Here is a 21,747-nt window from a genome sequence, read left to right as displayed (position 1 = left end):
CTTCGGCGCCCTTTTTGATGGTGAAAACGCAACGTGGCTGTCGACCGAAAGCATCATGCCGCCCCGATTTGCAACCAGCCGTAACTGCGTCGCCCGCACACGAGAATACGGATGGCTTTCACGCGGATGACGGAACGAAAACCGGTGTGAGGAATGGGCGAGGCGCGGGTACCCGGCGCGGGTCGATAAGGACGGGGCACACGCCAGTAAAAAGGGCGGCTCATCGCCGCCCTTCGTCTCACCGTCCCGCGCCCGCCAGCGGCGCCGCAGGTTCGAACAGCGCATCCGCCTGCCTGACGCGCACGAAGCGCGCCGCGCCGTCGCCATCGGTCAGCGCACGGAAATGCGCTTCGCCGCATGCGAGCTTCGCGCGCTCGTGCTCGCTCGGCACGTGGCCGTCGGCATTCGGTGTATCGACGACGAAGTACAGCCGCTCGCCGCCGTCCTGTTCCGCGAGCACGGCCCAGTCGGGGTGATAGCTGCCGAGCGGCGTCTGCACGCGGAACCACGCCGGCAGCTTCGCGTACAGCTTCACGCCGTCGTGCCCTTCGAGCGCATCGGCGAACGCGCGCTCCGCGTCCGTCTCGCACACGACCGCTTCATGGATCGACTTGCGCGCATCGGGCCGCAGGTTGCGCAGATAACCGGTCAGCGCTTCGCTCTCGAACGATTCGAGCGCATGCACGTGGCGCTCGCCCAGCTTGCGGTACGCGATGCCCGCGACGAGCGCGAGCCGCTTGCAGCGGTTGATCGCATCGGCCGCGACCGCGATGAACTGCTGCGGATTCACGCGGAAATCGTCGAGCCGGCCGCTGTCGGCGAGGATCGTCGCGAGCGAACGGCGCGTGAGCTGCGTGCGGTCCTGCAACTCGGTGAGCAGGTCGGGCAGCGGCAACTCGCCTTCGTCGAGCAGCACCGTGCCGGCGCCGGCCACCTCGATCGCCTCGATGCCGGCCTTGCCGATGTCGATCTCGGCCTTGCGCCACTGCAGCCGCGCACGCGCGATGTCCGGCGCGTCGCGCAACGCGGCCGTGCAGTCGCGCACGAGCTTCGCGTTGTCGAACTCGACGCGGTACACGGTGCGATGGCGGATGCGATCCCACAGCGCGCGGAAATCCTCGCCAAATACGACGGCCTTGCCCGACGCGTCGCGCCGCAATGCGATCGCGCGGCGCTCGTCGGCGTTGCGCACCGCGAAGCGGCCCGACAGCTTGCGCAGCGTCGCGACGATCGGCGCGCGCAGCCGCTCGAACGCATCCGGCAGCACGAGCGCGCTCTGGCGCAGCGCATCCTTCAGCCGGTCGAGCACCTTGCCCTGCGCGTCGACGTAGCCCTGCTCGTGCAGATGGTTCCACAGCACGCGCGACAGCTCGATGCCGAGCGCATGCGCGGGGCCGCCGTCTTCCTGCACCGGCAGCGCCGCGAACTGGTGTTCCTCGACGATCCCGAAACGAATGCCCGTATCGGCCTCGATTTCCTTCTGCAGGTTCTCCGCGAACGACTCGTAGCGCTCGGTCGCGATCACGGTGAGCGTGTTCACGCCCGCGTCGCGCACGCGTTCGCCGTCCTGGTCGACGGCGAGGCGCAGCCCGCGGCCGAGCGTCTGACGGCGCTCGCGTTCGGTCTGGATGTCGCGCAGCGTGCAGATCTGGAACACGTTCGGGTTGTCCCAGCCTTCCTTCAGCGCCGAGTGCGAGAAGATGAATTTCAGCGGCGTGTCGAACGACAGCAGCGCTTCCTTCTCGCGCATGATGAGGCCGTACGCGCGTTCCGCGTTCTCGCGGGCCGCGGCGCTGCTCTCGCTCGTGTCGGTCCAGCCGCCCTTGCGGTCGATCGAGAAGTAGCCGTTGTGCGCGCGCTCGACTTCGAGCGCCACGTCGACGCCGTCGAACAGCGCACGGTAAGCCGGCACCCGGGCCGCGCGCGCATATTCCTCTTCGAAGATCAGCGCGTAGTCGCCCTTTACCGGCATCCCGTTCTCGTCGTAGCGGCGATAGCGCTCGACCGAATCGACGAAGAACAGCGACAGCACCTTCACGCCGCGCTCGGCGAGGCGCAATTCCTTGTCGAGATGCTCGCGGATCGTGCGGCGGATCATCTCGCGCTGCACGGCGAGCGTGTCGATGTCGCCGAACGCTTCGCCGAGGGACAGGAACGCCTCGCCTTCCGGATGGCGCAGCTCGACATACTCGGCGCCCTTCACCGCATGCACTTCGCCGACCCGCAGCCCCGCGTACAGCGCGCGTTTGGTCAGGCGCTCGAGATCGTCGCCGTCGGTCGCCGACACGATCTGGCGCTTCACGCCGGCCGCCGTCGCGACGTCGAGCTCGATGCGCGCGCTGATCGCGCCGCGCCGGTTCGACACGCCGACGAGCCGCACGTACGGCTTGTTGTGCGCATCCTCGACGATCGCCGACGCGATCTCGATCTGCTTGACGAGCTTGCGCTCGTACGCGTCGACCGCGTCGAGCCGGTACACCATGTGGTGGCGGTCGACGTGCGTGGCCGAATAGCGCAGCGTGCAGAGCGGCGCCATCGCGGCGAGCGCTTCGCGCCCGCGCCCCTCGAGGCCGCCGTCGACGCTCTGCGGCTCGTCGACGATCACGATCGGCCGCGTCGCGCGGATCAGGTCGATCGGTTTTTCGCCGCCGGTCTTTTCGCTGTCCTTGTAGAGGTTGTTGATCTCTTTCTTGTTGATGGCGGCGACCGTCATCACCATGATCTGGATCGCCGCGCTCGCCGCGAAGTGGCGCACCTGGCCGAGCTTCGCGGAGTCGTACAGGAAGTAGTCGTACGGCACGCCCGCGTACAGCGCGCGGAAGTGATCCTCGGTGATCGACAGCGTCTTGTGCACGCCTTCCTTGATCGCGATCGACGGCACGACGATCACGAATTTCGTGAAACCGTAGCGGCGGTTCAGCTCGAAGATCGTGCGCAGGTACACGTAGGTCTTGCCGGTGCCGGTCTCCATCTCGACGGTGAAGTCGCGCGAGCCGGGCAAGCCGGACGGCGGCAGCCCGCCGCGCAGTTGCACGTCGGCGAGATTGCGCGCGAGCGCGTCGTCGGTCAGCGACAGCCGGTTGCCGACGCCTTGCTCCGACACCGCGAAGCCGAGCGAGCCTTGTGCGGCGGCCGTCGTGCCGGGCGCGGCGTTCGCGAGCACGCTGAAGTCGCCGCGATACGATTCCTGGCCGCGAAACAGGTCGCAGACGGCGTCGATCGCCTCGCGCTGGTAGTCGAGATCCGCTTCGAAATGCAGCCGCATCACAGGCTCCGCACGCGCTTCACGCCGTGCTGTTCGAGCAGCGCGGCGAGATTGAGCTTCGCGACGTCGTCGACGAAGCCGCTGTCGCGGAACAGGCACGTGACGTCGCGCGACGCGCCGGTCGCGTCCAGCAGGTCGACGATGCCGTCGGCGAGCGGGCCCGCGTCATCGCGCGAGATGCGCGCGTCGAAGCACGCGACGATCGCGCGGCCGATCAGGTGCACCGTCTTGCCGGCCACCTTGTGATGCTCGACCGGTGTGCACAGGTCGAGGCCGAGTTTCAGCGTCAGCTCGGCGAGCAGGTCGTCCTCGGTGCGGCCGGTCTTCACGTGCTCGACGGACGCGAACAGCGCATGGTCGAAATCGTCGCGGCGCGGGTCCCACTCGATCACGTTGGTCGTGTCGAGCCGGTACACGCGAAAGCCGAGGTCGCCATAGCTTTCCGGATAGTCGCGCGCGACCTGCTGCGCGGCGCGGCGCAGGCGTTCCTTCGTGATTTCGGCGAGCGTCAGCGGCTTCTTCAGCTTCGCGCAAAAATCGGCGGCCGCCAGCTGCGTCTTGTCGCGGCGGTCGAGCGTCTCGGGCAGCTGCACGAGGATGTAGCGGCGCGCGCCGCCGTCGGTCGCATTCACCTGCATCACCGCGTGGCCGGTCGAGCCGGAGCCGGCGAAGCAATCGAGCACGATGTCGTCGCCGCGCGTGCACCAGCCGATCACGGCCGCCGCGAAGTCGACCGGCTTCGGCAGGTCGAACGGGATGCCGAGCGCCTTCAGCAGCGCGTCGTCGGAGCCGGCGAACGGCAGCACCGACGGCACGTTCTCGTACATGTTCTCGTCGAGGTAGTAGATCCGCTGCGGCTGCGTGGTTTCATCCGGGCCGAATTCGATCTGGCCGCGCTCGATCAGCGCCTGCATCGTCGCGGGCGGGTTGCGCCAGCCGCGCGCCGGCATCGCGCACGGCTTGCCGGTGACCGGGTGGATCAGCGGCGTGAAATACTCTTCCGGCGCCTTCTTCTTGTTCGGCCAGGCCATCGACACGAGGCGGTACACGCGGCCTTCCGCCGACAGCCGGTCGTACATCACTTCGCCGCCGGACAGGTTGGTCTGCGCCTTCATCCACGCGCGGTACGCCTTCTGCGCGTCCTTCGGGTTGCCGCTGCGGTACACCGCGTCGTGCGCGGCGTCGAGCATGCGCTGCGCGTTGCGCTTCGGGCGCTTGAGCGGCGCCTGTTCGAGCAGCGTCTCGGCATTCCGCGCGAACAGCACCAGCGATTCGTGCTGGTACGCGACGCCGCGCGCGTCGCCCTTCGGGTTGCGCTTGTCCCACACGGCCACGCCGAGCTCGTTTTCCTCGCCGAAGATCTCGCGCAGCATCAGCACCAGCGCATGCACTTCGTGCTCGTCGATGTGCACCGCGATCAGCCCCTCGTCGGACAGCAGCGCGTGCGCGAGCTTCAGGCGCGGATACATCATGTTCAGCCAGTCGGTGTGGAACCGGCCGTTCGCCTCGGTGTTGGTGCTGCGCTTCACGCCGCCGTCGGCCTGGCCCGTCATCGACAGGTAGTGGCGGATGCTGTCGCTGAAGTCGTCCGGGTAGACGAAATCGCTGCCGGTGTTGTACGGCGGATCGATGTAGACGAGCTTCACCTTGCCGGCGTAGCTCTTGTGCAGCAGCTTCATCACGTCGAGGTTGTCGCCCTCGATCACCAGATGGCGCGTGTCGTCCCACGCGACGCTGTCGTCGGGGCAGGGCCGCAGCGTGCCCGTCGACGGCGTGAGCGCGGCCTGGCGCGCGCTGCGCTTGCCGTGCCAGTGGAAGCCGTAGCGCTCGTCGGCGTCGCCGACCGTGCGTTCGCCGACCAGCGCCTTCAGCACGTCGACGTCGACCGACGCGCCGTCCGGGCCTTCGGTCACGAGTTCGGGGAACAGCGCCTTCAGGCGCGCGACGTTGTCGGCGGTGAAATCCGTCGACATCGCCTGCGGGCTGGCCGCATCGAGTTTCTGCATCGTCTTTTCCATCGGAGCCCGGCCGCGCGCGCCAGGACGTCGGGCGCGCTCACGGCACCGGCGGCAATGGCCGCCCGGGCAAACCCGAAACGCTAGCGAGTCGGTCGGCGCAGGTCAAGCGCCGATGTGAGGCGAGCGGGCGGGCGTCGGCCGCGATCGCCCGCCGGACGGGCCGCGAGCGGGTTCGGGCCGGTTGTCGCACAGGCCGGCCGGCGGCCGTGCGGCGGGCATTCGGCGCCGCCGCGGCAAGGACGAAAAAAAGGGCACGGTCGGCGCAGTGCGCCGGCGTGCCCGCATGGAGAAATCCCGAATGGAGAGAAACGGCGGGGCGCGACGCGCCCCGGCCGCAGGTCAGAAGCGCGTGCGGATGCCCGACGTCAGTTCGAGCTGGTTCTTCGCGCCGAACGTCGACGACACCGTGTAGCCGCCGTGCAGCTTCATGTAGTCGCCGGCCAGGTACACCTCGGTGCGCTTGCTCAGGTGGTAGAACACCGACCCGTAGATCGTCTCCTTGAAGCCGTTGGCGACGCCGTTGGTCAGGCTGAACGCCCCGAGGTTGGCGTTCGGCGTGAAGCCGTCCGCGTTGTTCGCGGCGTTCTTGATGCGCATCTGCTGGTAGCCGAGCTCGTAGTCGAGCGCGCCCTTCGGCGCGATCTTCATCGACACCGTCCACGAATCGTCGTGACGCTGGCCGAGCGCGCCCTGATCGCCGTTGTAGCGGAAGTAGCCGGCATTCAGGCGCACGATGCTGAACGTGTAGTTGCCGCCGACCGAGAACGTCTGATTCCTGAAGCCGTTGTGGTTCACGTGGTTGTAGAAGCCCGACACGTTGAACGGGCCGCCGTTGTAGCCGAGCGCGGCCTGATACGCGGAGCCGGTCGCGAACGAGGTCGAGTTGCTGAACTGGTAGCCGGCGCTCGCGAAGATGCCGTTGCTGAACAGCTTCTTCCACGCGACGCCGTTGTTGTAGCGCGTGCCGGTCGGGCCGGCCGCGTAGAAGATCATCTGCTTGAAGTTGTTCGAGTTGGTCCAGCCGCCTTCCTCGGTCGACAGCTTCGCGGACCCGTACGCGTCGCCGTAGATCGTCGCCGCGTCGCGCGCGATGGTGTTCTGGAAGCCGGCCGTCAGCTTGCCGAAGCGCTCGTCCTCGACGCCGACCCACGCGTCGCGGTCGAAGATCTGGCCTTCGTCTTCCATCTGGCCGTTCGCGACCACGAATTCGCTTTCGAGGCGGAAGATGATCTTCGTGCCGCCGCCGATGTCTTCAGCGCCTTTCAGGCCCCAGCGGCTGCCGCTGAACCACGGCTCGCCTTCGTTGCCCATCCCGATCACGTGCTTGCCGTTCGCGTCGGCGTGGGTCCGGTAGGTCGGAAAGCTCAGGTCCATCAGGCCGTAGAGCTGCACGCTGGATTGCGCATGCGCCTGGGTGCCGGCGCACAGGCCTGCCGCCGCGATGGAAAGGGCAAGGGTTTTTCGTTTCAAGATCGTCTCCTCCGAGCTGCCGCATTGAAATCTTTTCGTTGGCAGTACGTAATGTATGCCGACTCCTGCCGGCCACAGCGAGAGGGCCGACGCGTAGCATCGTAGAGGGTGCAATCCTTCACGCCGCTTTCCCGGCGGAAAGAATCGGATCGGTGAAAACACCGAACGCGCAATAATCGTGGAAGGGGCAGCCGGGCGGAAGCGGTCCCGCCGGGCACTGGGCGGGACTCGACAACGATTCGCTCTACGAATCGATATGAGAGGGCGCGGATGCGTGCCGCGTCAATCGTGCGTGCTCTTCATCCGCAGGATGTAACCGAGCCCGCGCAGCGTGATGATCTCGGCCGTACTGCCGGCGAGATGCTTGCGCAGCCGGTGGATGTAGATGTCGATCGCGTCGGCGCTCGGCTCGTCGTCGAGCGCGAACACGCTGTCCATCAGCCGCGCCTTCGACACCGTCTTGTTCTGCTGCAGCATCAGCGTTTCGAGGATCGCGTGCTCGCGGCGGCGCAGCGCGAGCACGGCGTCGCCGCAGCGGAATTCGCGCGTGCCGAACGCATAGACGAGATCGCCGCACACGAGCTGCGTCGTGCCGACGCCGGCCTGCCGGCGGATCAGTGCGCGGATGCGCGCCACTAGCTCGCGCGACTCGAACGGCTTCACGACGTAGTCGTCGGCGCCCGCGCCGAAGCAGTCGACCTTGTCGTCGACCGAGCCGTGCGCGGTCAGCATCAGCACCGGCACGTTGTCGTTGCGGCGCCGCAGCCGCGCGAGCACTTCCTTGCCGCTGATGCCGGGCAGCCGCATGTCGAGCAGCACCGCGTCGTAGCGTTCGGTCTTGAGTACCGTATCGGCCCGTTCGCCGTCGCCGACGCAGTCGACCGCGAAATCCTCGCCGCGCAGCAGGTTCACGATCCAGTGCGCGAGCTCGGCATTGTCTTCGACCAGCAAAAGTTTCATGACGGCGTTCTCTTCAATCGAAAGCGGGCAGCCGCACGGTCACGACGATACCGCGATTGCCGAGCCCCGGCGCGAGCGACGCGCTGCCGCCGTGCGCCTGCGCGATCTCGCGGACGATCGCGAGCCCGAGGCCCGAGCCCTCGGTATCGGCCGACACGCGGTAGAACCGCTTGAATACGTGCGGCCGCGCTTCGGCCGGGATGCCGGGGCCGTCGTCGACCACGTCGAGCACGACCGCGTCGCCGTCGCGCCGCGCGCAGACCGTCACGCAGCCGCCCGGCTGCGTGTAGCGCACCGCGTTGTCGACGAGGTTCATCACCAGCGCGGTGAGCAGGCTGTCGCTGCCCGCGACGTCGAGCCGCTCGCCGAGATCGGCGCCGAGGTCGATGTCGCGCCGCTGCGCGAGCACGATCGTTTCTTCCAGCACGCTCGATACCACGGCTGCGAGATCGACGCGATGCGTGAGCAGCGTCGGCGGCGTCGCTTCCGCATGCGCGAGCAGCAGCAGCTTGTCGGTCACGTCGGCCATCTTGCGGCTGCTGCGCTGCATGCTGTCGAGCACCGAGGCCAGGTCCGGATCGCCGTTACCGCGCTGCTGCGCGTACTGGATCTGCGTGTCGAGCACCGCGATCGGCGTGCGCAACTGGTGCGCGGCATCCGCGATGAAACGGCGCTGCGTGGCCGTATGCGTGTTCAGGCGTGCGATGCACTGGTTGATCGCGTCGACGATCGGCCGCAGTTCGTGCTGCAGCCGCTCGGGGCGGATCGGTTCCAGTTCCATCGGCCCGCGGTCGGCCACGTCGTCCTTCAGCTTCATCAGCGGGCGCAGCTCGAAGGTGAGGCCGAGATAGACGAGCACCACCGCGAGCATCAGCATCAGCGACAGGCGCACGAGCTGCGGCCGCCAGATCGTCGCGACCATCGCGCCGTACGAACGCGTCGTCTTCGCGACGACCACCGTGACCGTCTCGATCTGCCCCTCGTCGTACAGCTGGCGGTCGTAGGCCACCGCGCGCAGCGGCACGCCGTCGAGCGACGTGTCGTACAGCGTCGGCTCGATGCCGTGCCGCGCGGGCAGGTCGAGCGCCGGATTGCCGGCGAGCAGGCGGTCGTGGCCGTCGATCACCTTGTAGAACACCGAGTCGCCCGACGGCGATTCGAAGATCTCCAGCGCCGCCGGCGGCACGTCGGCCGCGGGCCGCCCGTTGCGCCATTCGACGTCCTCGCCGATCGTGCGCGCGGACGCGACGAGCGCGCTGTCCTGCACGAGCGCGGCCGTGGTCCGCGCGGTGTCGTACGACATCGCGCCCGCGATCAGCACGAACACCGCGAGCGGCAGCAGCAGCCACCACAGCAGCCGCCCGCGCAGGCTGTGCGCCATCCTGTTGCGCTCCTTCTCCGAAATGCCGAACCGCGCCGGGGTCGCCGGCGCGGTCTTGTGTGTCATGTCAGGCGTCGATCAGCGGCGTTCAGAACGCCGCGGGGCGCCACTTCAGCAGCCGCTTCTCGATCCGCGTCAGCAGGTAGTCGGCGGCCAGCGCGACCACGGCCAGCACGATCATCGCCGCGAACACGCCGCTCGCGTTGAACGCGCCCTGGGCGGTGGAGATTAACAGGCCGATCCCTTGCTTGGAACCCAGGAATTCGCCGACCACCGCGCCGACCAGCGCGAAGCCGAAGCTCACGTGCAGGCTCGCGAGAATCCAGCTCAGCGCGGACGGGATCACGACCGACGTGGTGATCTGCCGGCGCGACGCGCCGAGGATCTGCGCGTTCGCGATCAGGTAGCGATCCGCTTCGCGCACGCCCTGGAACGCGTTGCCGAACACGACGAAGAACACCATCACGACGGCCAGCGCGATCTTCGACGCCATCCCGAGGCCGAGCGCGATCACGAAGATCGAGCCGAGCACGACGCGCGGAATCGAGTTCGCGATCTGGATGTACAGGCCGAACACGTCGGCCATCAGCTTGTTGCGGCCGAGCACGATCCCGCAGATCACGCCGGCGACCGAACCGATCACGAAGCCGATCCCGGTTTCCTCGAGCGTGACCCACACCTGCGTGAGCAGCGGGCCCTGCGACGTGCCGTTCACGAACCAGTCCTGGAGCTGGTCGACGATCAGCGACGGCATCGAGAAGAAGAACGGATCGATCCACTTCAGCCGTGCGGCGAGTTCCCACCCGCCCAGCACGATCACGAGTACGGCGATCCGCAGCGTGACGATCAGGTTGCGCCGGCGGCGCAGCCGGCGTTGCGCGGCGCGCTCGTCGTCCTCGAGCGTGGTCGCCGGAAGGGCGGTGGTAGGAAGCGTCATGTCGGTCATGCTCCTGTCCTTGCTGTGTGTTGCCATGGCTTGCCGTGCGGCCTATGCGTCAGCCGATCTGCACTTCTTCGCGCAGGTCGTGCCAGATGTTCTTGGAAATCTCGATGAAGCGCGCGTCGTAGCGCACTTCCGACATGACGCGCGGACGCGGCAGGTCGATCTCGACCACGCGCTTGAGCGTCGCGGGGCGCGCGGTCAGCACGAATACGCGGTCGGCGAGCGCAATCGCTTCCTCGAGATCGTGCGTGACGAACACGACCGAGCCCTTGTTCGCGGACCACAGCTGCAGCAGCTCGTCCTGCATCAGCGTGCGCGTCTGCATGTCGAGCGCGGAAAACGGCTCGTCCATCAGCAGGATTTCCGGCTGGTTGATGAAGGTCTGCGCGAGCGCGACGCGCTTCCTCATCCCGCCCGAGAGCTGGTGCGGGTAGTGCTTCGTGAACTTGTCGAGGCCGACCTTGCGGATCCATTCCTCGGCCTGCGCGTACGCGACGTCCTTCGAGCGGCCGCGGAACAGCGGGCCCGCCGCGACGTTGTCGATCACGTTGCGCCACGGGAACACGGCGTCCGCCTGGAACACGAAGCCGATGCGCGGGTCGATCCCGTCGACCGGACGGCCCATCACGCGGACTTCCCCCGACACGGGCTTGAGCAGCCCGGTGATCAGGTTCAGCGTGGTCGACTTGCCGCAGCCGGTCGGGCCGACGATGGCGATGAATTCGCCGCGTGCGACGTTCATGCTGAAGTCGCGCAGCGCGACGGTGGCCTTGCCTTCCGGCGAAATGAAGCGGCACGACACATTGCGAAACTCGATCGCCGGTGTGCTCGGGGAAACTGCCTGGTTCATCGCGTTTGTCCTGCGGGTGAAGAGGGCGTCGCATCGTGGCGGCGCCGGGCCGGTCAATCGGGCCGGAACGGGGCACGCACGGCGGCGGGATCGCCGCCGCCGGCGTGGCTGCTTACTTCGCGTTCACGAAATCGTTCGTGTAGGTGCGCGCCAGGTCGACGTGCTTGCCCTTCACCGACGGATTGAACGCCGACAGCACTTTCAGCACGATCGCCGGGCCGTCGGCCGGCATCTTCGCGTCGGCGGTGTACATCGGCAGCGACGCCTTCAGCGCGGATACGTACAGCGCCTTGTCCTTCTGGTAGTCGGCCGGCATCTTGGCGGCGATTTCCTCGGCGCTATGGGTGTGGATGAACTGCATCGTCTTGGCAAAAGCGTGCGCGAGCTTGGTCGCTTCCGCCTTGTGCGCATCGGCCCAGGCCGACTGCACGTACAGGCTTGCGGCCGGGTAGGTGCCGCCGAGCGCGGCGCGCGTGCCGTCGACGGTGCGCATGTCGACCAGCACCTTCGCGTCGCCCATCTTCTCGAGCGCGGACACGGTCGGCTCGGTCGTCATCCCGGCGTCGATGCGGCCCTGCTTGATCGCGGCGATGAAGCTCGCATCGGCGCCGACGGGCAGCATCGTGTACTGCGTCGACGGCACGCCGTGCTGCAGCGCGAGATATTGCGTGAGGAAGCTCGTCGACGAGCCGAGGCCCGTCACGCCGAGCGTCTTGCCCTTGGCGTCGGCCATCGACTTGAAGGTCGGCGCGGCCTTGGTCGAGACCATCTCGACTTCGCCCGGCACCTGGCAGAGCACGGCGATCGCCTTCACGTCCTTGCCCTTGCTCTGCAGGTCGACGGTGTGATCGTAGAAGCCGACGACGCCCTGCACGGCGCCCGCGAGCAGCTCGTTCTCGGCGTCGACGCCGGCCGGCTGCGACAGCAGCTCGACGTCGAGGCCTTCGGCCTTGAAGTAGCCGAGCTCCTGCGTGAGGCGCGCGGGCAGGTAGATCAGCTTCGCGATCCCGCCGACCATGATCGTGATCTTGCCGCCGTCGTCGGCGAAAGCGGGGTGAGCGGCAAGCGTGCAGCTCAGGCTGGCTGCCACGGCGAGGGTGCGCAGGATGGGTCGCATCGGGTTGTCTCCTTCGTTGTATTCGTATGGCGCGATGCTTGCTGCATCGTCTTAACGAGTATAGGGAGGCGAAACCTTCTGCAACCTTTCGCGGGTTGGCGATTCGTTTAGGGGTTTTCCACGAATCCAACGCGAATACTCGAAGAGCGCCCCCCAGCCGGATTGCGCCGCAGGTTGGAATGGCAACAGGCCTATCTATGCCGATTTCTCGGCATTACGCTTTGGCAAGCACGAAGAGAATTATCCATTGCGCCCAGACCAATTACGGAAGTACGACATCACGACAAAAGCGTTGGTCGATGAGGACGCATCGCGTTGCCCAAGTGCCGACTCTGATTTCTCGTAATCTGTTCGGTTCGCTTTCTGACTTGATATTTCATTTCGACGATCCAATGAGTCTAACCACCATCGCCATTGCCGACGACCATCCAGTCGTGATCGAAATGCTGAAGCGCCTGCCGCAATGGGAACCGGATTTCCTCATCTCGCATTGCTGCAATAGCGGGGAGGGGCTGATCGACGCATTGACGCGCTCCCCGGTCGATCTCATCGTCGTCGACTATTCGATGAATCGGGGCGACAAACCGATCGACGGCCTGAGGTTGCTGCGCAAGCTGCGCGACGTCGCGCCGAGTGCGCAATGCGTGATGCTGACCGCGCAAAAAAATCCGAGCATCTTCGCGGCCGCGCTGCGACTGGGTGTGAAAGCCATCGTCAGCAAGGAAGACGGGATCGACGAGATCGTACGTGCGTGCCGACACTTGCGCGCCGCCCAAACGCGGTATTTTTCGCCGACAGTCCGCGCGATCGTCGAGCAATCCGGCGCGAGCGGCCGCGATACACTCCCAAGGCTGACACAGAAGGAGCTTGATGTCGTGCGCCTGTTCGCGTTAGGCCACTCGCTCGCGAGCATTGCAGAGAAGCTCGGCCGCTCCGTCAGTACTGTGTCGACGCAGAAATACACGGCGATGAAAAAGCTGCAGGCCGATACGAATACCAATCTGATCCGCTACGCGTACGAAAGCGGGCTGATTTGACGAGGTTTACTGCCGGCAGGTGACCGTGAACGTCGCCGCGCCTTTGGCACGACCTGTTTCAATCGTCGAGGGGGCTGAATGGGAAGCTCCAAGGCCATGAAGTTGCATGTTGCCGATCGTCATGGGCCGGATCGGCGTCGGCCGTCCCTCCGCGCCGCGCGTAGCGAGCATTCGTGTCGCTATGCTATGCGGGCTGTGTCGGGAACAAGGCGTCGATATCCAGTTCGCGTGTGCAGCCATGTGCAATTTCGATCGCGCGATCCGCACTCCGGATCGTCTCGGGCCGGTGCGCGATGATGATTCGCGTGACGTTCATGTCACGCACCGCGTCGTTGATCAGGGATTCGCGGTCGGTGTCGAGATGACTCGTCGCTTCGTCGAGCACGAGGATCGTGGGCCGGCGGTAGAAGGCGCGGGCGAGCAGCACGCGCTGGCGCTGCCCGCCCGACAGCGACGACCCCATGTCGCCGACGAGGCTCCGGTAGCCCATCGGCATCGCGACGATGTCGTCGTGAATCTGCGCGTGCCGCGCGGCTTCCTCGATTCGCGCGTCGTCGGGCTGCGGATCGAAGAAGCCGATGTTGTCGGCAATCGAGCCGGCGAACAGGATGTCGTCCTGCATCACGCAGCCGATCCGGTCGCGATATGGATGCAGGCCGAGCTTACGGATGTCGATACCATCGACGTGCACACTGCCATGCTCGGGCGTCAGCAGGCCGAGCAGCAGCTTCGCCATCGTCGTCTTGCCTTGGCCCGACGGACCGATGAGCGCAACCGACTCACCCTGGGCGATCGAAAACGAGCAGCCGTCGAGTACCCACGGCTCCGTTTCCGCATAACGGAAATGCACGTCGCGTACATCGATCGCGGGTGGTGCCGCACGGCTCACGTCCGTTGATCGGCTGATCTTTGCCTCCATGTCGCCCTCGACGTCGGTGAGCACGATGTCGGCGAGACGCTCGCCGTGCAGGCGCAGCATTCTGAAGTCGATCAGCGTTCCGATCAGCCCGGCGCCGCGCGCCATGAACTGGTCGGCAAAACTGACGAACGCGACCAGCATTCCGGCCGAGAACTGTCCGTCGAGCACCTGCTTCGCCGCGAGCCAGACGAGCACCACGCGGCCCGCACCGGAAATCACGCCATGCAGCGTCGAGAAGCCGATCGACAGCCGCTGGATCGCGACATGCTTGTTGGTGGAATTGACTACCGCGTTCGCATAGGTGGCGACGCGCGCTTCCTGCTTGTTCGCAAGCTTGATCGCCTGCACGCCGCGGATCGATTCGAGCAGGTTCGACTGGGCGCGCGCCGCATACACGATCTGTTCCTCGTTCGCCTGCCGGAACGGCCGGTACGCGATCCACCGGATCGCGCCGTACACAGCGAACAGGCTGAGCACGAGCCACGTGAGTGCCGGGCTGTAGACGAACAGCATCGCAAGTGTTGCAGTCGCCATCACGCCGTCGAGCAGCGCGCCGATGAACTGCGTGGTCAGCGTCGCCTGGATCGTATTGATCGCACTGAATCGCGACACGACGTCGCCGATGTGGCGCTGCTCGAAATACGCCATCGGCAGCCTGAGCAGGTGCGCGCAGACGTTGGCAGTCCACTGTACGCAGAGCAAGCTCGAGAACCACGTCACCACCCATGAGCGCAACGCCGACACCGCGTTTTGAAACAGCACGACGAGCAGGAAGCCGATGCCGAGTAGCGTCAGCAGGTCCGCATCGGCCGACACCAGTACTTGGTCCATCACCCACTGCATGTAGAACGGCGTGACGATGCCGAACACTTCCAGCGCCGCGGACAGCAGCAGCACCTGCGCGAACGTCGCGCGGATGCCCGTGACGTTGCCGACGAGCTTCGCCATCGAGATCGCTTCGCGCGCCTGGATGCGCTCGAACGACGGCGACGGCATCAGCTCCAGCGCGACGCCGGTGAAGTGCTGGGACACTTCGGAGAACGGCACGTCGCGACGCCCGCGTGCCGGATCATGGATCGTGATCCGGCCGCGCGACACCGACTTCAGCACGACGAAGTGATTCATGTCCCAGTGCAGAACGCACGGGCGGTGCAGCTTGCTCAGTTCGCCGAGTTCGAGCCGCAACGCACGCGAAGCGAGGCCGAGCCGGTATGCGATCAGCATCACGTCATTGAGGGTCGCCCCCTTCAGCGACGGGCTGAAGCGCCGGCGCAGGCTGACGAGGTCGAGGTCGTGGCCGAAATGGCTCGCGACCATCCCGACGCACGCGAGCCCGCACTCGGCCGCCTGCGTCTGCAGGATCACCGGCAGGCGGCGGCGCCAGCCGAATTGCAACGCATCGATCCATTTCATGATTGAACGGGCTCCGTAACGAATGCATTGAGGGCGCGCATCAGCTCGACACGCGGCTGCCGAGCGCATACAGCGGCTCGAGCACCCACTCGACCAGCCGGCGCCGGTCGATCAGCACGTCGGCCTCGAGCGCCATCCCGGGCCGCAGCGCCTCGTGCTTGCCGTACGCGACGATGTCCTGGCGATCAAGCGCGACGACGACGCGGTATAGCTGCTCCGGCACATTGGTGTGCCCGGTCAGGTTCGCGACTTCCTGCGGCGACAGCGCGGTACGCGACACCTCGGTCACGCGCCCGTACTGCTGGCCGAATTTCTGGAACGGGTACGCTTCGTAGCGCAGCACCACACGCGCGCCGGCGCGCACGAAGCCGATCGCGCGGCTCGGCACCATCAGTTGCGCCTCGAGCGGCGCGCCTTGCGGCAACAGCGACACCGCCGACTGGCCCGCGTTGACGATCTGCCCGGGCTTCGCGAGCAGCGCGGCGACGACGCTCGCCTGCGGTGCGCGCAGGATGACCGTGCGACGCGCTTCGTTCTCGGCTATCGACTGATCGACGTCCGCGAGCTTGCGCTGGATGTCGTTCTGCTGATTGCGGGTGGTGAGCGGCAGCTCGCGTAACTGCTGGCGGGTCTGGTCGAGTTGCTGGCCGACGTCGAGGCGCTGGCGGGCGAGTTCCTGCAGCCGCGCCTGCGCGTCGAGCAGCACGCCTTCCTGCTGCTCGACTTGGCTGTTCGATGCATAGCCCTGCTCACGCATCGACTGCAGCTTGTCGAGCTGGCGTTGAGCGAGTTCGGCCTGGCGCAGCCGCTGCGCGTTCTGCCGTGCGATCTGTGTGAGCTGGTCGTCCAATGCCGCCGCGCGCGTCCGCAGGCCGCGCTGCGCTTCGCCGCTCAGTTGCGACTGGCTAGTCAGATCGGCCTCCAGGCGCGAGCGCTGAAACTTCAATTGCCGGGCGACCGTTTCGCGCGTTCCGCCAAGTTCGGTCGCCACTTCGGCCGAGATCGCCAGCAGTTCCGCACCGGCCGCGACCGTCTGTCCTTCGCGGACCCGCGTGCCGACCACGGTGCCCGTCAACGGCGGTGCCACCGTCAGCAGCCCCGTCGCCGGCAACAGCTGACCGGTCACGCGCTCGCGTTTCGTGTAGCTGCCGAATACGAAAAACGCGACGACTACCAACGTCAACGCGGTCGCGACGCCGATCATCAGCCAGCGCCAGGGCGGCGAGTACAGGCTGACGGTACCCAGCAGCTTGTGCCGGGTCGCGTCGAGCGCTTCCTGGCGGAACAAGGAATCGGTCATGATCGGATCCCAGCGGCAGGCGCTGGGCCGTTAGCGCGGCAACCGATGCCGGCCACGTCGTCGTCGCCGAGCGTGCCGAGCGCGGCGGACAGTTGCAGCCGCGCACGGAGGTAGCGGTAGCGGGCGTCGGCAAGATCGCGGATCGCTTCGAAATAGCGCTGCTGGGCATTCAGTTCGTCGATCTGCGTGCGCAGTCCGACTTCGCGCCCGAGGCGGGTCGATTTCATCTTGCTGTCGGCCGACGCGAGCACGCGTTCCTGCGCGCGGATCAGCGCGACGCCGTTGGTGATGCCGAGATAGGCCGCACGGGCGCGCTCGCGGGCCTTGCGGCGCGCATCCTCGAGCGCGTCGCGTGCCTGGTCGCGCCGGCGGTAGGCTTCGCGGCTCGCCGACAGCGCGCCGCCGCCGGCGAACAGCGGGATCGTGACCGTCACGCCGATCATTGACGAACGGGTTTTCGACGTCGTGCCGAACACAGTGTCGAGTCCGTTCTCGTTGGCGCCGCGGCTCCAGTTCGTGCCGAAGCTCGCCTGCAGGTTCACGACCGGCAGGTGTGCGCCCGTCGCGGCGACGATGTCGGCCTGCGACTGGTCGAGCTGCTTGCCCGCGATCCGCACGTCGACGTTGTCGCGGGCTGCGTTGTCCATCGCGGTCGCGAGATCGACCGGCGCGGCCTGCGGCGCGCATTGCCACGAGATCGGCGACAACTCTGCCGCCGTCAACCCGGTAATCCGCTGCAGCGTGCCGCTCGCGATTGCTAGATCGGTTTGCGCGCTCACCGTGCGCGCCAGCGCTTCGTCGAGATTTGCGCGCGCCTCGTCGACGTCAGTCCGCGTGCCGTCGCCGATTCTCAGCGCGGCCTGCGCCTGGTCGAGTTGCTTATGGAACGCCTGCTGCGCGGCTTCGGCGGCCTGCAGCACTTCGCGTCCGAACAGGACGTCGAAATAGGCGCTGGCGACATCGGTAATCAGGGTTTGCGACGCCTTCTCGTACTCGATGTCGGCCTGATCGGCGAGCGTGCCGCCGCGCTTGAAATTGGCGACGCGGGACAGATCGAGCAGCGGCTGCGTGACGGTTGCGGAAGCGCTGTGACGGCGGACCGCTGCCGCATACGCCGCGGTGGGCTGGTCCTGCTTCGTGTAGCCGCCGTTGAGCTCGGCGCGCGGCAGCAGGCCTGCAAGACCTTGCCAGCGCTTCTCGCGGCCGGCGAGCTGCGCGTTGCGCGCCGCGCTGATGCTCGCATCGAAGCGCCGCGCCGCGTTCACCGCGTCGAGCAGGTTCGCTGCGTGAGCGGGCCATGCGGCACCGAGCCAGCCGAGAATGGCCATCAGCCGGAAGGATCGTGTCGAGAGCATCTGCCTGTGCGCGGCGCTACCTGTCGGTCGGTCGCGGGAACCGCGGCGAGGTTACGCCGCAAAGTAGAGGATTATTCAGGAGTGCATGGCAGCACGATATCGTCGTTCGTCCAATTTCCGGTCGGTGCATGCATGGTTGCGACCCGGGAACGCGACTGAGTACAGAGCGGAAATAGCGGCATGCTGCGCAAAGCAAAGCACAGGCATGTGCGTCTGCAAAGGAAGCGCGAGGGGGCCGGTCGGAGCGAGACCCCGTCACCAGCCGACCATTGGCAGCCGTGGACACCCGTCTGTTTTCGGCAAGCCGGTGACATCATCAAAAATTGGATGTTTCACTATAGATTTGATTTTTATTTGGGAATACTTTCCAAATGCGGGGAAGGAATGTGGGCTTCACCTGCCATTACAAGATTGTTTATTTTCCCATGCCTTTCGAGTCATTCATTGAGGATGGCGGGGCGACGCTTTCTGGAGGCGATGTCGCATGATCGAGTTGAATATGGAGGCCAGCCATTTTGTTGAAAATTATTTCGACAAACATCCCGTTCTGTTCAGAGATGCGTTGCGAAGCAATTTTTTGTCATGGGACGAAGTATCGGAGGCGATATATATTGGCGAATCTATGACGCAAGGACCAAGATTGAACAAGGGTGGATTTCTTGATGAATCAAAATACATCGTAAATTGTGGCGAACTGGGGCAAGTTAGACGCAGGCTTGAAAAGAGCATCCTATACGACGAGCTTCGAAACGGCACAACGCTTGTATTTAATCGAATGGAGTTGACTTCGTACAAGGTCAGATTGATATGCAAGTGGATCTCAAGATTTATTGGCGAGCACACCGTCGCGAACGGATACATTGCATTCGGAGAAGATGAATCATTCGGAAAACACTGGGATACGCATAGTGTCTTTGCAGTTCAAATGATGGGTAGGAAACGATGGTTGATCTACGAACCTACACATGCGTTGCCACTGAAGCATCAACGAAGCACTGGAAAACAATCCGAATGTCCGACCGAACCTTATATGGACGTCACAATCGATGCCGGAGATATTTTATATCTACCGAGAGGATGGTGGCACACTGCAATTCCCTTGAAGGAGGAAACTTTTCATTTGGCCGTGGGCGTACATGAGTCCACTATTTCAGATTATATAAAGTACCTGGCAAACGAAATTATTGGCGATTTTGATACATTCAGGCAGACGATTCCTCTTGGAGAAAGACGGGACATCGATCTCGGGTTGGTGGCAAGTGAGCTGGCACGAATTGTTGAGGATCACAATCTGCTGACGAACTACAACGATCGCAGACGACGGAATTTTAGAGAGGCATCGAAACCAAATCTGCAATTGCACGCCTTCCGATCAAAATTCCAGCTGGATACGGAGGCGAAGTTTCTTGCGAATACACCGATAAGAAGCACCACTATTGATGAAAAAATAAATGGCGCACCACTGCCACTTGGAAGAAATCTTGAAAAGCTACATAATTTTATCTTTGCGTCGACGGGCGCTATTTCCTACAAAGAATTACGCGCCTGCGCTTGCGAGATATCAACCAAAGAATTCGAGTCTTCGATTTTAAAATTACTAGAAATCGATGTGCTTGAGCTTATTTAACTGATAAATTGATGGAAACGGAGGGCAAAAAATGGAAATCTTGACAGACGACCAAATTAACTTGGTTAGCGCGGGTAACGGTATGGTGCAAGGCGCCGTTATTGGATGGTTTGTAAGCAAGGGAATGGATGCGACATATGATTTAATTAAATATGCCGTGGACTGGATTTCTAGAAATAAACTGGCGGTCGACGATATAACTATGTACAACGCTATGGGCGACTTTAATAACCAAGGAAACGACGCGGATGGCCAGTAATCTTTGACACTTTGGGGTGCTGGGCGGGGCATGCCTGAGGTTTACCGGAAAATTTCGAGTGCTTATTTCAGAAATTTTTATTGGCGAAGTTTTATCCAAAGACTTCCATTGGGAGTGGAGGTGATCGCAATGAAAGACTGCGCTGATAGTAGCATGATTCGTACCATCTCGCGTAGCTCGGTGCTTGTTTCTGCACTTCTGACTTGCGTTCTCACATACGTCGCCGGCATTTTTGTTTGGGGTGGCCAATTTATATTCGGACTTCCAATCGACCTCTCCTCAGGCGCGCTGCCTGAAATAGTGAAGTATGGTCTATTGACCCGCCTGTTTGTTGGCTCGCTTGCTGCACCGATAGTGGAAACATTTCTCTTCCAGTGGCTTCCCATTCGGTTGATTCGCTGGATATTCGGGAGGGCCGTTTGGTCGGCGATCGGTGCTTCTGCTCTTTTGTTCGCTGCAACGCACGGCTACAGCATTCTGTACGTAGCAGTCGCTTTATGGGGCGGACTGATTTTCGCAACGGTCTTCGTGTTGCGTGATTACCCCGGTGGCCGTCCGTTTTGGGTCGTCGCCACCGCCCACGCCGCCCGCAACACGCTGGCAAGTATCCTCATCTAACGCGAACGCGTCATTCCCTGGTCAATCGGTAGATTCGTCCCAATTGGCTGGCAAATAGGTTCTGAACCCAGAGGAAATCTTGATGACCGGGTCGAGACGGAGCCTGTACCTCGGACGAACGACCCGCCTCACCGCCACCCGATCAGCACCCGCCCCATCGCATCGAGCCCCATGTCGAACAGGTGCGACACGAACGGCACGAGGTTCGGCACCATCAGCTGCACGAGCAACAGCCCGACGAGCATCGTCACCGGAAAGCCGACCTGGAACACGCCGATCTGCGGTGCCGCGCGGTTCAGGATGCCGAGCGCGAGGTTCGCGATCAGCAGCGCCGCGACCACCGGCAGCGCGAGCAGCAGCCCCATCTCGACCACGGTCGCGCCGAACGCGGCGAGCGTGCGCCAGCCCGGCGCGTGCAGCAGGTCGCCCGACACCGGCAGCGACTGGAACGACGCGGCGAGCGCCGCGAACACCTGCAGGTGGCCGTCCACCGCGAGGAACGCGAGCATCGCGACCGCGTTCAGGAAGCGGCCCATCACCGGTGTCGCGCCGCTCGTGTGCGGGTCGAAGAAGGTGGCGAAGCCGAGGCCCATCGACAGTCCGATGAAGTCGCCGGCCGCTTCCACGGCCGCGAACACGATCTGCATCGTGAAGCCCATCGCGGCGCCGATCAGGAATTGCGTGACGAGGATCCAGATGCCCGGCGCGGAGAACACGGTGACGTCCGGCATCGCGCCGAGCGTCGGCGCGACGACCAGCGCCATGAACGCGGCCAGGCCGATCTTCACGCGCACCGGCACCGCCGCGTGGCCGACGACCGGCGCCGTCGCGACGAGCGCGAGCATCCGCACGAATGGCCACAAGAAAGCCGTCAGCCAGCCGTTGAGCTGCGCATAGGTGACCGAGAACATCGTCGTGAAACGGAGCCGGACGCGCGGCTCAGCCGACGCCGAGCGTCGCGACGTGCAGCAGCGTCTGCCGCAGGTAGTCGAGCATCGTCGTCAGCATCCACGGGCCGGCGATCACGAGCGTCGCGGCGACCGCGAGCAGTTTCGGGATGAACGACAGCGTCGCTTCGTTGATCTGCGTCGCGGCCTGGAACAGGCTCACGACGAGGCCGACCGCGAGCGCGACCAGCAGCAGCGGGGCTGCGAGCAGCAGGCCGACCATCATCGCCTGGTGCGCCAGCGTCATCACTTGTTCGGGCGTCATCGC

The 21,747-nt window shown here is 64.7% G+C and carries 17 protein-coding genes; 4 read left to right on the top strand and 13 right to left on the bottom strand.

Features of this window, described 5'->3' with window-relative positions:
• Positions 1–238: 238 nt before the first annotated feature.
• The 8 genes from HWW87_RS30670 to HWW87_RS30635 form a co-directional block, all read right to left on the bottom strand.
• Positions 239–3,265: a DEAD/DEAH box helicase family protein gene (locus HWW87_RS30670; protein ID WP_175823428.1), complete on the bottom strand. Its 3,027-nt coding sequence runs from the start codon at positions 3,263–3,265 to the stop codon at positions 239–241.
• Entirely contained in the window at positions 3,265–5,283 is a 2,019-nt protein-coding gene (locus HWW87_RS30665; RefSeq protein ID WP_175823427.1) for a site-specific DNA-methyltransferase, read from the bottom strand. The genes HWW87_RS30670 and HWW87_RS30665 overlap by 1 nt, the downstream gene beginning before the upstream one ends.
• Before the next feature lie 339 nt (positions 5,284–5,622).
• Positions 5,623–6,753, bottom strand: coding sequence for a porin (locus HWW87_RS30660; protein WP_175823426.1), 1,131 nt, complete (start codon positions 6,751–6,753; stop codon positions 5,623–5,625).
• 282 nt (positions 6,754–7,035) lie between these two features.
• The gene (locus HWW87_RS30655) at positions 7,036–7,713 is read right to left on the bottom strand and encodes a response regulator (RefSeq protein WP_175823425.1); all 678 of its coding nucleotides are present in this window, start codon (positions 7,711–7,713) and stop codon (positions 7,036–7,038) included.
• A 13-nt stretch (positions 7,714–7,726) separates the two neighbouring features.
• Entirely contained in the window at positions 7,727–9,094 is a 1,368-nt protein-coding gene (locus tag HWW87_RS30650) for a sensor histidine kinase (protein ID WP_175823450.1), read from the bottom strand.
• An 88-nt stretch (positions 9,095–9,182) separates the two neighbouring features.
• A complete protein-coding gene (locus HWW87_RS30645) occupies positions 9,183–10,031 on the bottom strand; it encodes an ABC transporter permease (protein ID WP_175823424.1) in 849 nt (282 codons plus the stop codon).
• Between the two features lie 58 nt (positions 10,032–10,089).
• Entirely contained in the window at positions 10,090–10,887 is a 798-nt protein-coding gene (locus HWW87_RS30640) for an ABC transporter ATP-binding protein (RefSeq protein WP_174389756.1), read from the bottom strand.
• Positions 10,888–10,999: 112 nt separating this feature from the next.
• Positions 11,000–12,004: an ABC transporter substrate-binding protein gene (locus HWW87_RS30635; protein ID WP_175823423.1), complete on the bottom strand. Its 1,005-nt coding sequence runs from the start codon at positions 12,002–12,004 to the stop codon at positions 11,000–11,002.
• A gap of 323 nt (positions 12,005–12,327) precedes the next feature.
• On the opposite strand from HWW87_RS30635, the gene HWW87_RS30630 reads away from it, so the two are divergent.
• Positions 12,328–13,041 carry a response regulator transcription factor gene (locus HWW87_RS30630; RefSeq protein ID WP_244107368.1) on the top strand — a complete coding sequence of 238 codons (714 nt, stop codon included), beginning with the start codon at positions 12,328–12,330 and terminating at the stop codon, positions 13,039–13,041.
• 184 nt (positions 13,042–13,225) lie between these two features.
• On the opposite strand, the gene HWW87_RS30625 is transcribed toward HWW87_RS30630, so the two are convergent.
• Genes HWW87_RS30625 through HWW87_RS30615 form a run of 3 tightly spaced genes read right to left on the bottom strand, consistent with a single transcriptional unit; the run spans position 13,226 to position 18,028 of the window.
• A complete protein-coding gene (locus tag HWW87_RS30625; RefSeq protein ID WP_175823422.1) occupies positions 13,226–15,373 on the bottom strand; it encodes a peptidase domain-containing ABC transporter in 2,148 nt (715 codons plus the stop codon).
• A gap of 40 nt (positions 15,374–15,413) precedes the next feature.
• A complete protein-coding gene (locus tag HWW87_RS30620; protein WP_175823421.1) occupies positions 15,414–16,673 on the bottom strand; it encodes an HlyD family efflux transporter periplasmic adaptor subunit in 1,260 nt (419 codons plus the stop codon).
• Positions 16,670–18,028, bottom strand: a complete 1,359-nt coding sequence (locus tag HWW87_RS30615) for a TolC family outer membrane protein (RefSeq protein WP_244107367.1) — start codon at positions 18,026–18,028, stop codon at positions 16,670–16,672. The genes HWW87_RS30620 and HWW87_RS30615 overlap by 4 nt, the downstream gene beginning before the upstream one ends.
• Before the next feature lie 484 nt (positions 18,029–18,512).
• On the opposite strand from HWW87_RS30615, the gene HWW87_RS30610 reads away from it, so the two are divergent.
• The 3 genes from HWW87_RS30610 (at position 18,513) to HWW87_RS30600 (ending at position 20,532) form a co-directional block, all read left to right on the top strand.
• Positions 18,513–19,655: a cupin domain-containing protein gene (locus HWW87_RS30610; protein WP_175823420.1), complete on the top strand. Its 1,143-nt coding sequence runs from the start codon at positions 18,513–18,515 to the stop codon at positions 19,653–19,655.
• A 31-nt stretch (positions 19,656–19,686) separates the two neighbouring features.
• Positions 19,687–19,914, top strand: coding sequence for a hypothetical protein (locus HWW87_RS30605; protein ID WP_175823419.1), 228 nt, complete (start codon positions 19,687–19,689; stop codon positions 19,912–19,914).
• Positions 19,915–20,067: 153 nt separating this feature from the next.
• On the top strand, positions 20,068–20,532 hold the full coding sequence (locus HWW87_RS30600) for a CPBP family glutamic-type intramembrane protease (RefSeq protein ID WP_244107366.1): 465 nt from the start codon (positions 20,068–20,070) through the stop codon (positions 20,530–20,532).
• 128 nt (positions 20,533–20,660) lie between these two features.
• Here the strand turns inward: HWW87_RS30600 and fliR are convergent, their stop codons facing one another.
• Together fliR and fliQ are read right to left on the bottom strand one after the other, a co-directional pair.
• Positions 20,661–21,443 carry a flagellar biosynthetic protein FliR gene (gene fliR / locus HWW87_RS30595; protein WP_174433861.1) on the bottom strand — a complete coding sequence of 261 codons (783 nt, stop codon included), beginning with the start codon at positions 21,441–21,443 and terminating at the stop codon, positions 20,661–20,663.
• A 28-nt stretch (positions 21,444–21,471) separates the two neighbouring features.
• Positions 21,472–21,744, bottom strand: a complete 273-nt coding sequence (fliQ, locus tag HWW87_RS30590; protein WP_006491272.1) for a flagellar biosynthesis protein FliQ — start codon at positions 21,742–21,744, stop codon at positions 21,472–21,474.
• Between the last annotated feature and the right edge of the window lie 3 nt (positions 21,745–21,747).

It is taken from the genome of Burkholderia sp. BCC0419 (genome assembly GCF_902830285.1).
GTDB lineage: Bacteria > Pseudomonadota > Gammaproteobacteria > Burkholderiales > Burkholderiaceae > Burkholderia.
The sequence above is the reverse complement of the archived record's forward strand: the minus strand, read 5'-3'. Positions and strand labels throughout refer to the sequence as shown.

What these genes read in the sequence shown, in the direction of transcription:
- HWW87_RS30670 (WP_175823428.1), bottom strand. Translation starts at nt 3,265, where the DNA reads ATGCGGCTGCATTTCGAAGCGGATCTCGACTACCAGCGCGAGGCGATC.
- HWW87_RS30665 (WP_175823427.1), bottom strand. Translation starts at nt 5,283, where the DNA reads ATGGAAAAGACGATGCAGAAACTCGATGCGGCCAGCCCGCAGGCGATG.
- HWW87_RS30655 (WP_175823425.1), bottom strand. Translation starts at nt 7,713, where the DNA reads ATGAAACTTTTGCTGGTCGAAGACAATGCCGAGCTCGCGCACTGGATC.
- HWW87_RS30650 (WP_175823450.1), bottom strand. Translation starts at nt 9,094, where the DNA reads ATGGCGCACAGCCTGCGCGGGCGGCTGCTGTGGTGGCTGCTGCTGCCG.
- HWW87_RS30645 (WP_175823424.1), bottom strand. Translation starts at nt 10,031, where the DNA reads ATGACGCTTCCTACCACCGCCCTTCCGGCGACCACGCTCGAGGACGAC.
- HWW87_RS30640 (WP_174389756.1), bottom strand. Translation starts at nt 10,887, where the DNA reads ATGAACCAGGCAGTTTCCCCGAGCACACCGGCGATCGAGTTTCGCAAT.
- HWW87_RS30635 (WP_175823423.1), bottom strand. Translation starts at nt 12,004, where the DNA reads ATGCGACCCATCCTGCGCACCCTCGCCGTGGCAGCCAGCCTGAGCTGC.
- HWW87_RS30625 (WP_175823422.1), bottom strand. Translation starts at nt 15,373, where the DNA reads ATGAAATGGATCGATGCGTTGCAATTCGGCTGGCGCCGCCGCCTGCCG.
- HWW87_RS30620 (WP_175823421.1), bottom strand. Translation starts at nt 16,673, where the DNA reads ATGACCGATTCCTTGTTCCGCCAGGAAGCGCTCGACGCGACCCGGCAC.
- HWW87_RS30615 (WP_244107367.1), bottom strand. Translation starts at nt 18,028, where the DNA reads ATGCTCTCGACACGATCCTTCCGGCTGATGGCCATTCTCGGCTGGCTC.
- HWW87_RS30610 (WP_175823420.1), top strand. Translation starts at nt 18,513, where the DNA reads ATGATCGAGTTGAATATGGAGGCCAGCCATTTTGTTGAAAATTATTTC.
- HWW87_RS30605 (WP_175823419.1), top strand. Translation starts at nt 19,687, where the DNA reads ATGGAAATCTTGACAGACGACCAAATTAACTTGGTTAGCGCGGGTAAC.
- HWW87_RS30600 (WP_244107366.1), top strand. Translation starts at nt 20,068, where the DNA reads ATGATTCGTACCATCTCGCGTAGCTCGGTGCTTGTTTCTGCACTTCTG.
- fliR (WP_174433861.1), bottom strand. Translation starts at nt 21,443, where the DNA reads ATGTTCTCGGTCACCTATGCGCAGCTCAACGGCTGGCTGACGGCTTTC.
- fliQ (WP_006491272.1), bottom strand. Translation starts at nt 21,744, where the DNA reads ATGACGCCCGAACAAGTGATGACGCTGGCGCACCAGGCGATGATGGTC.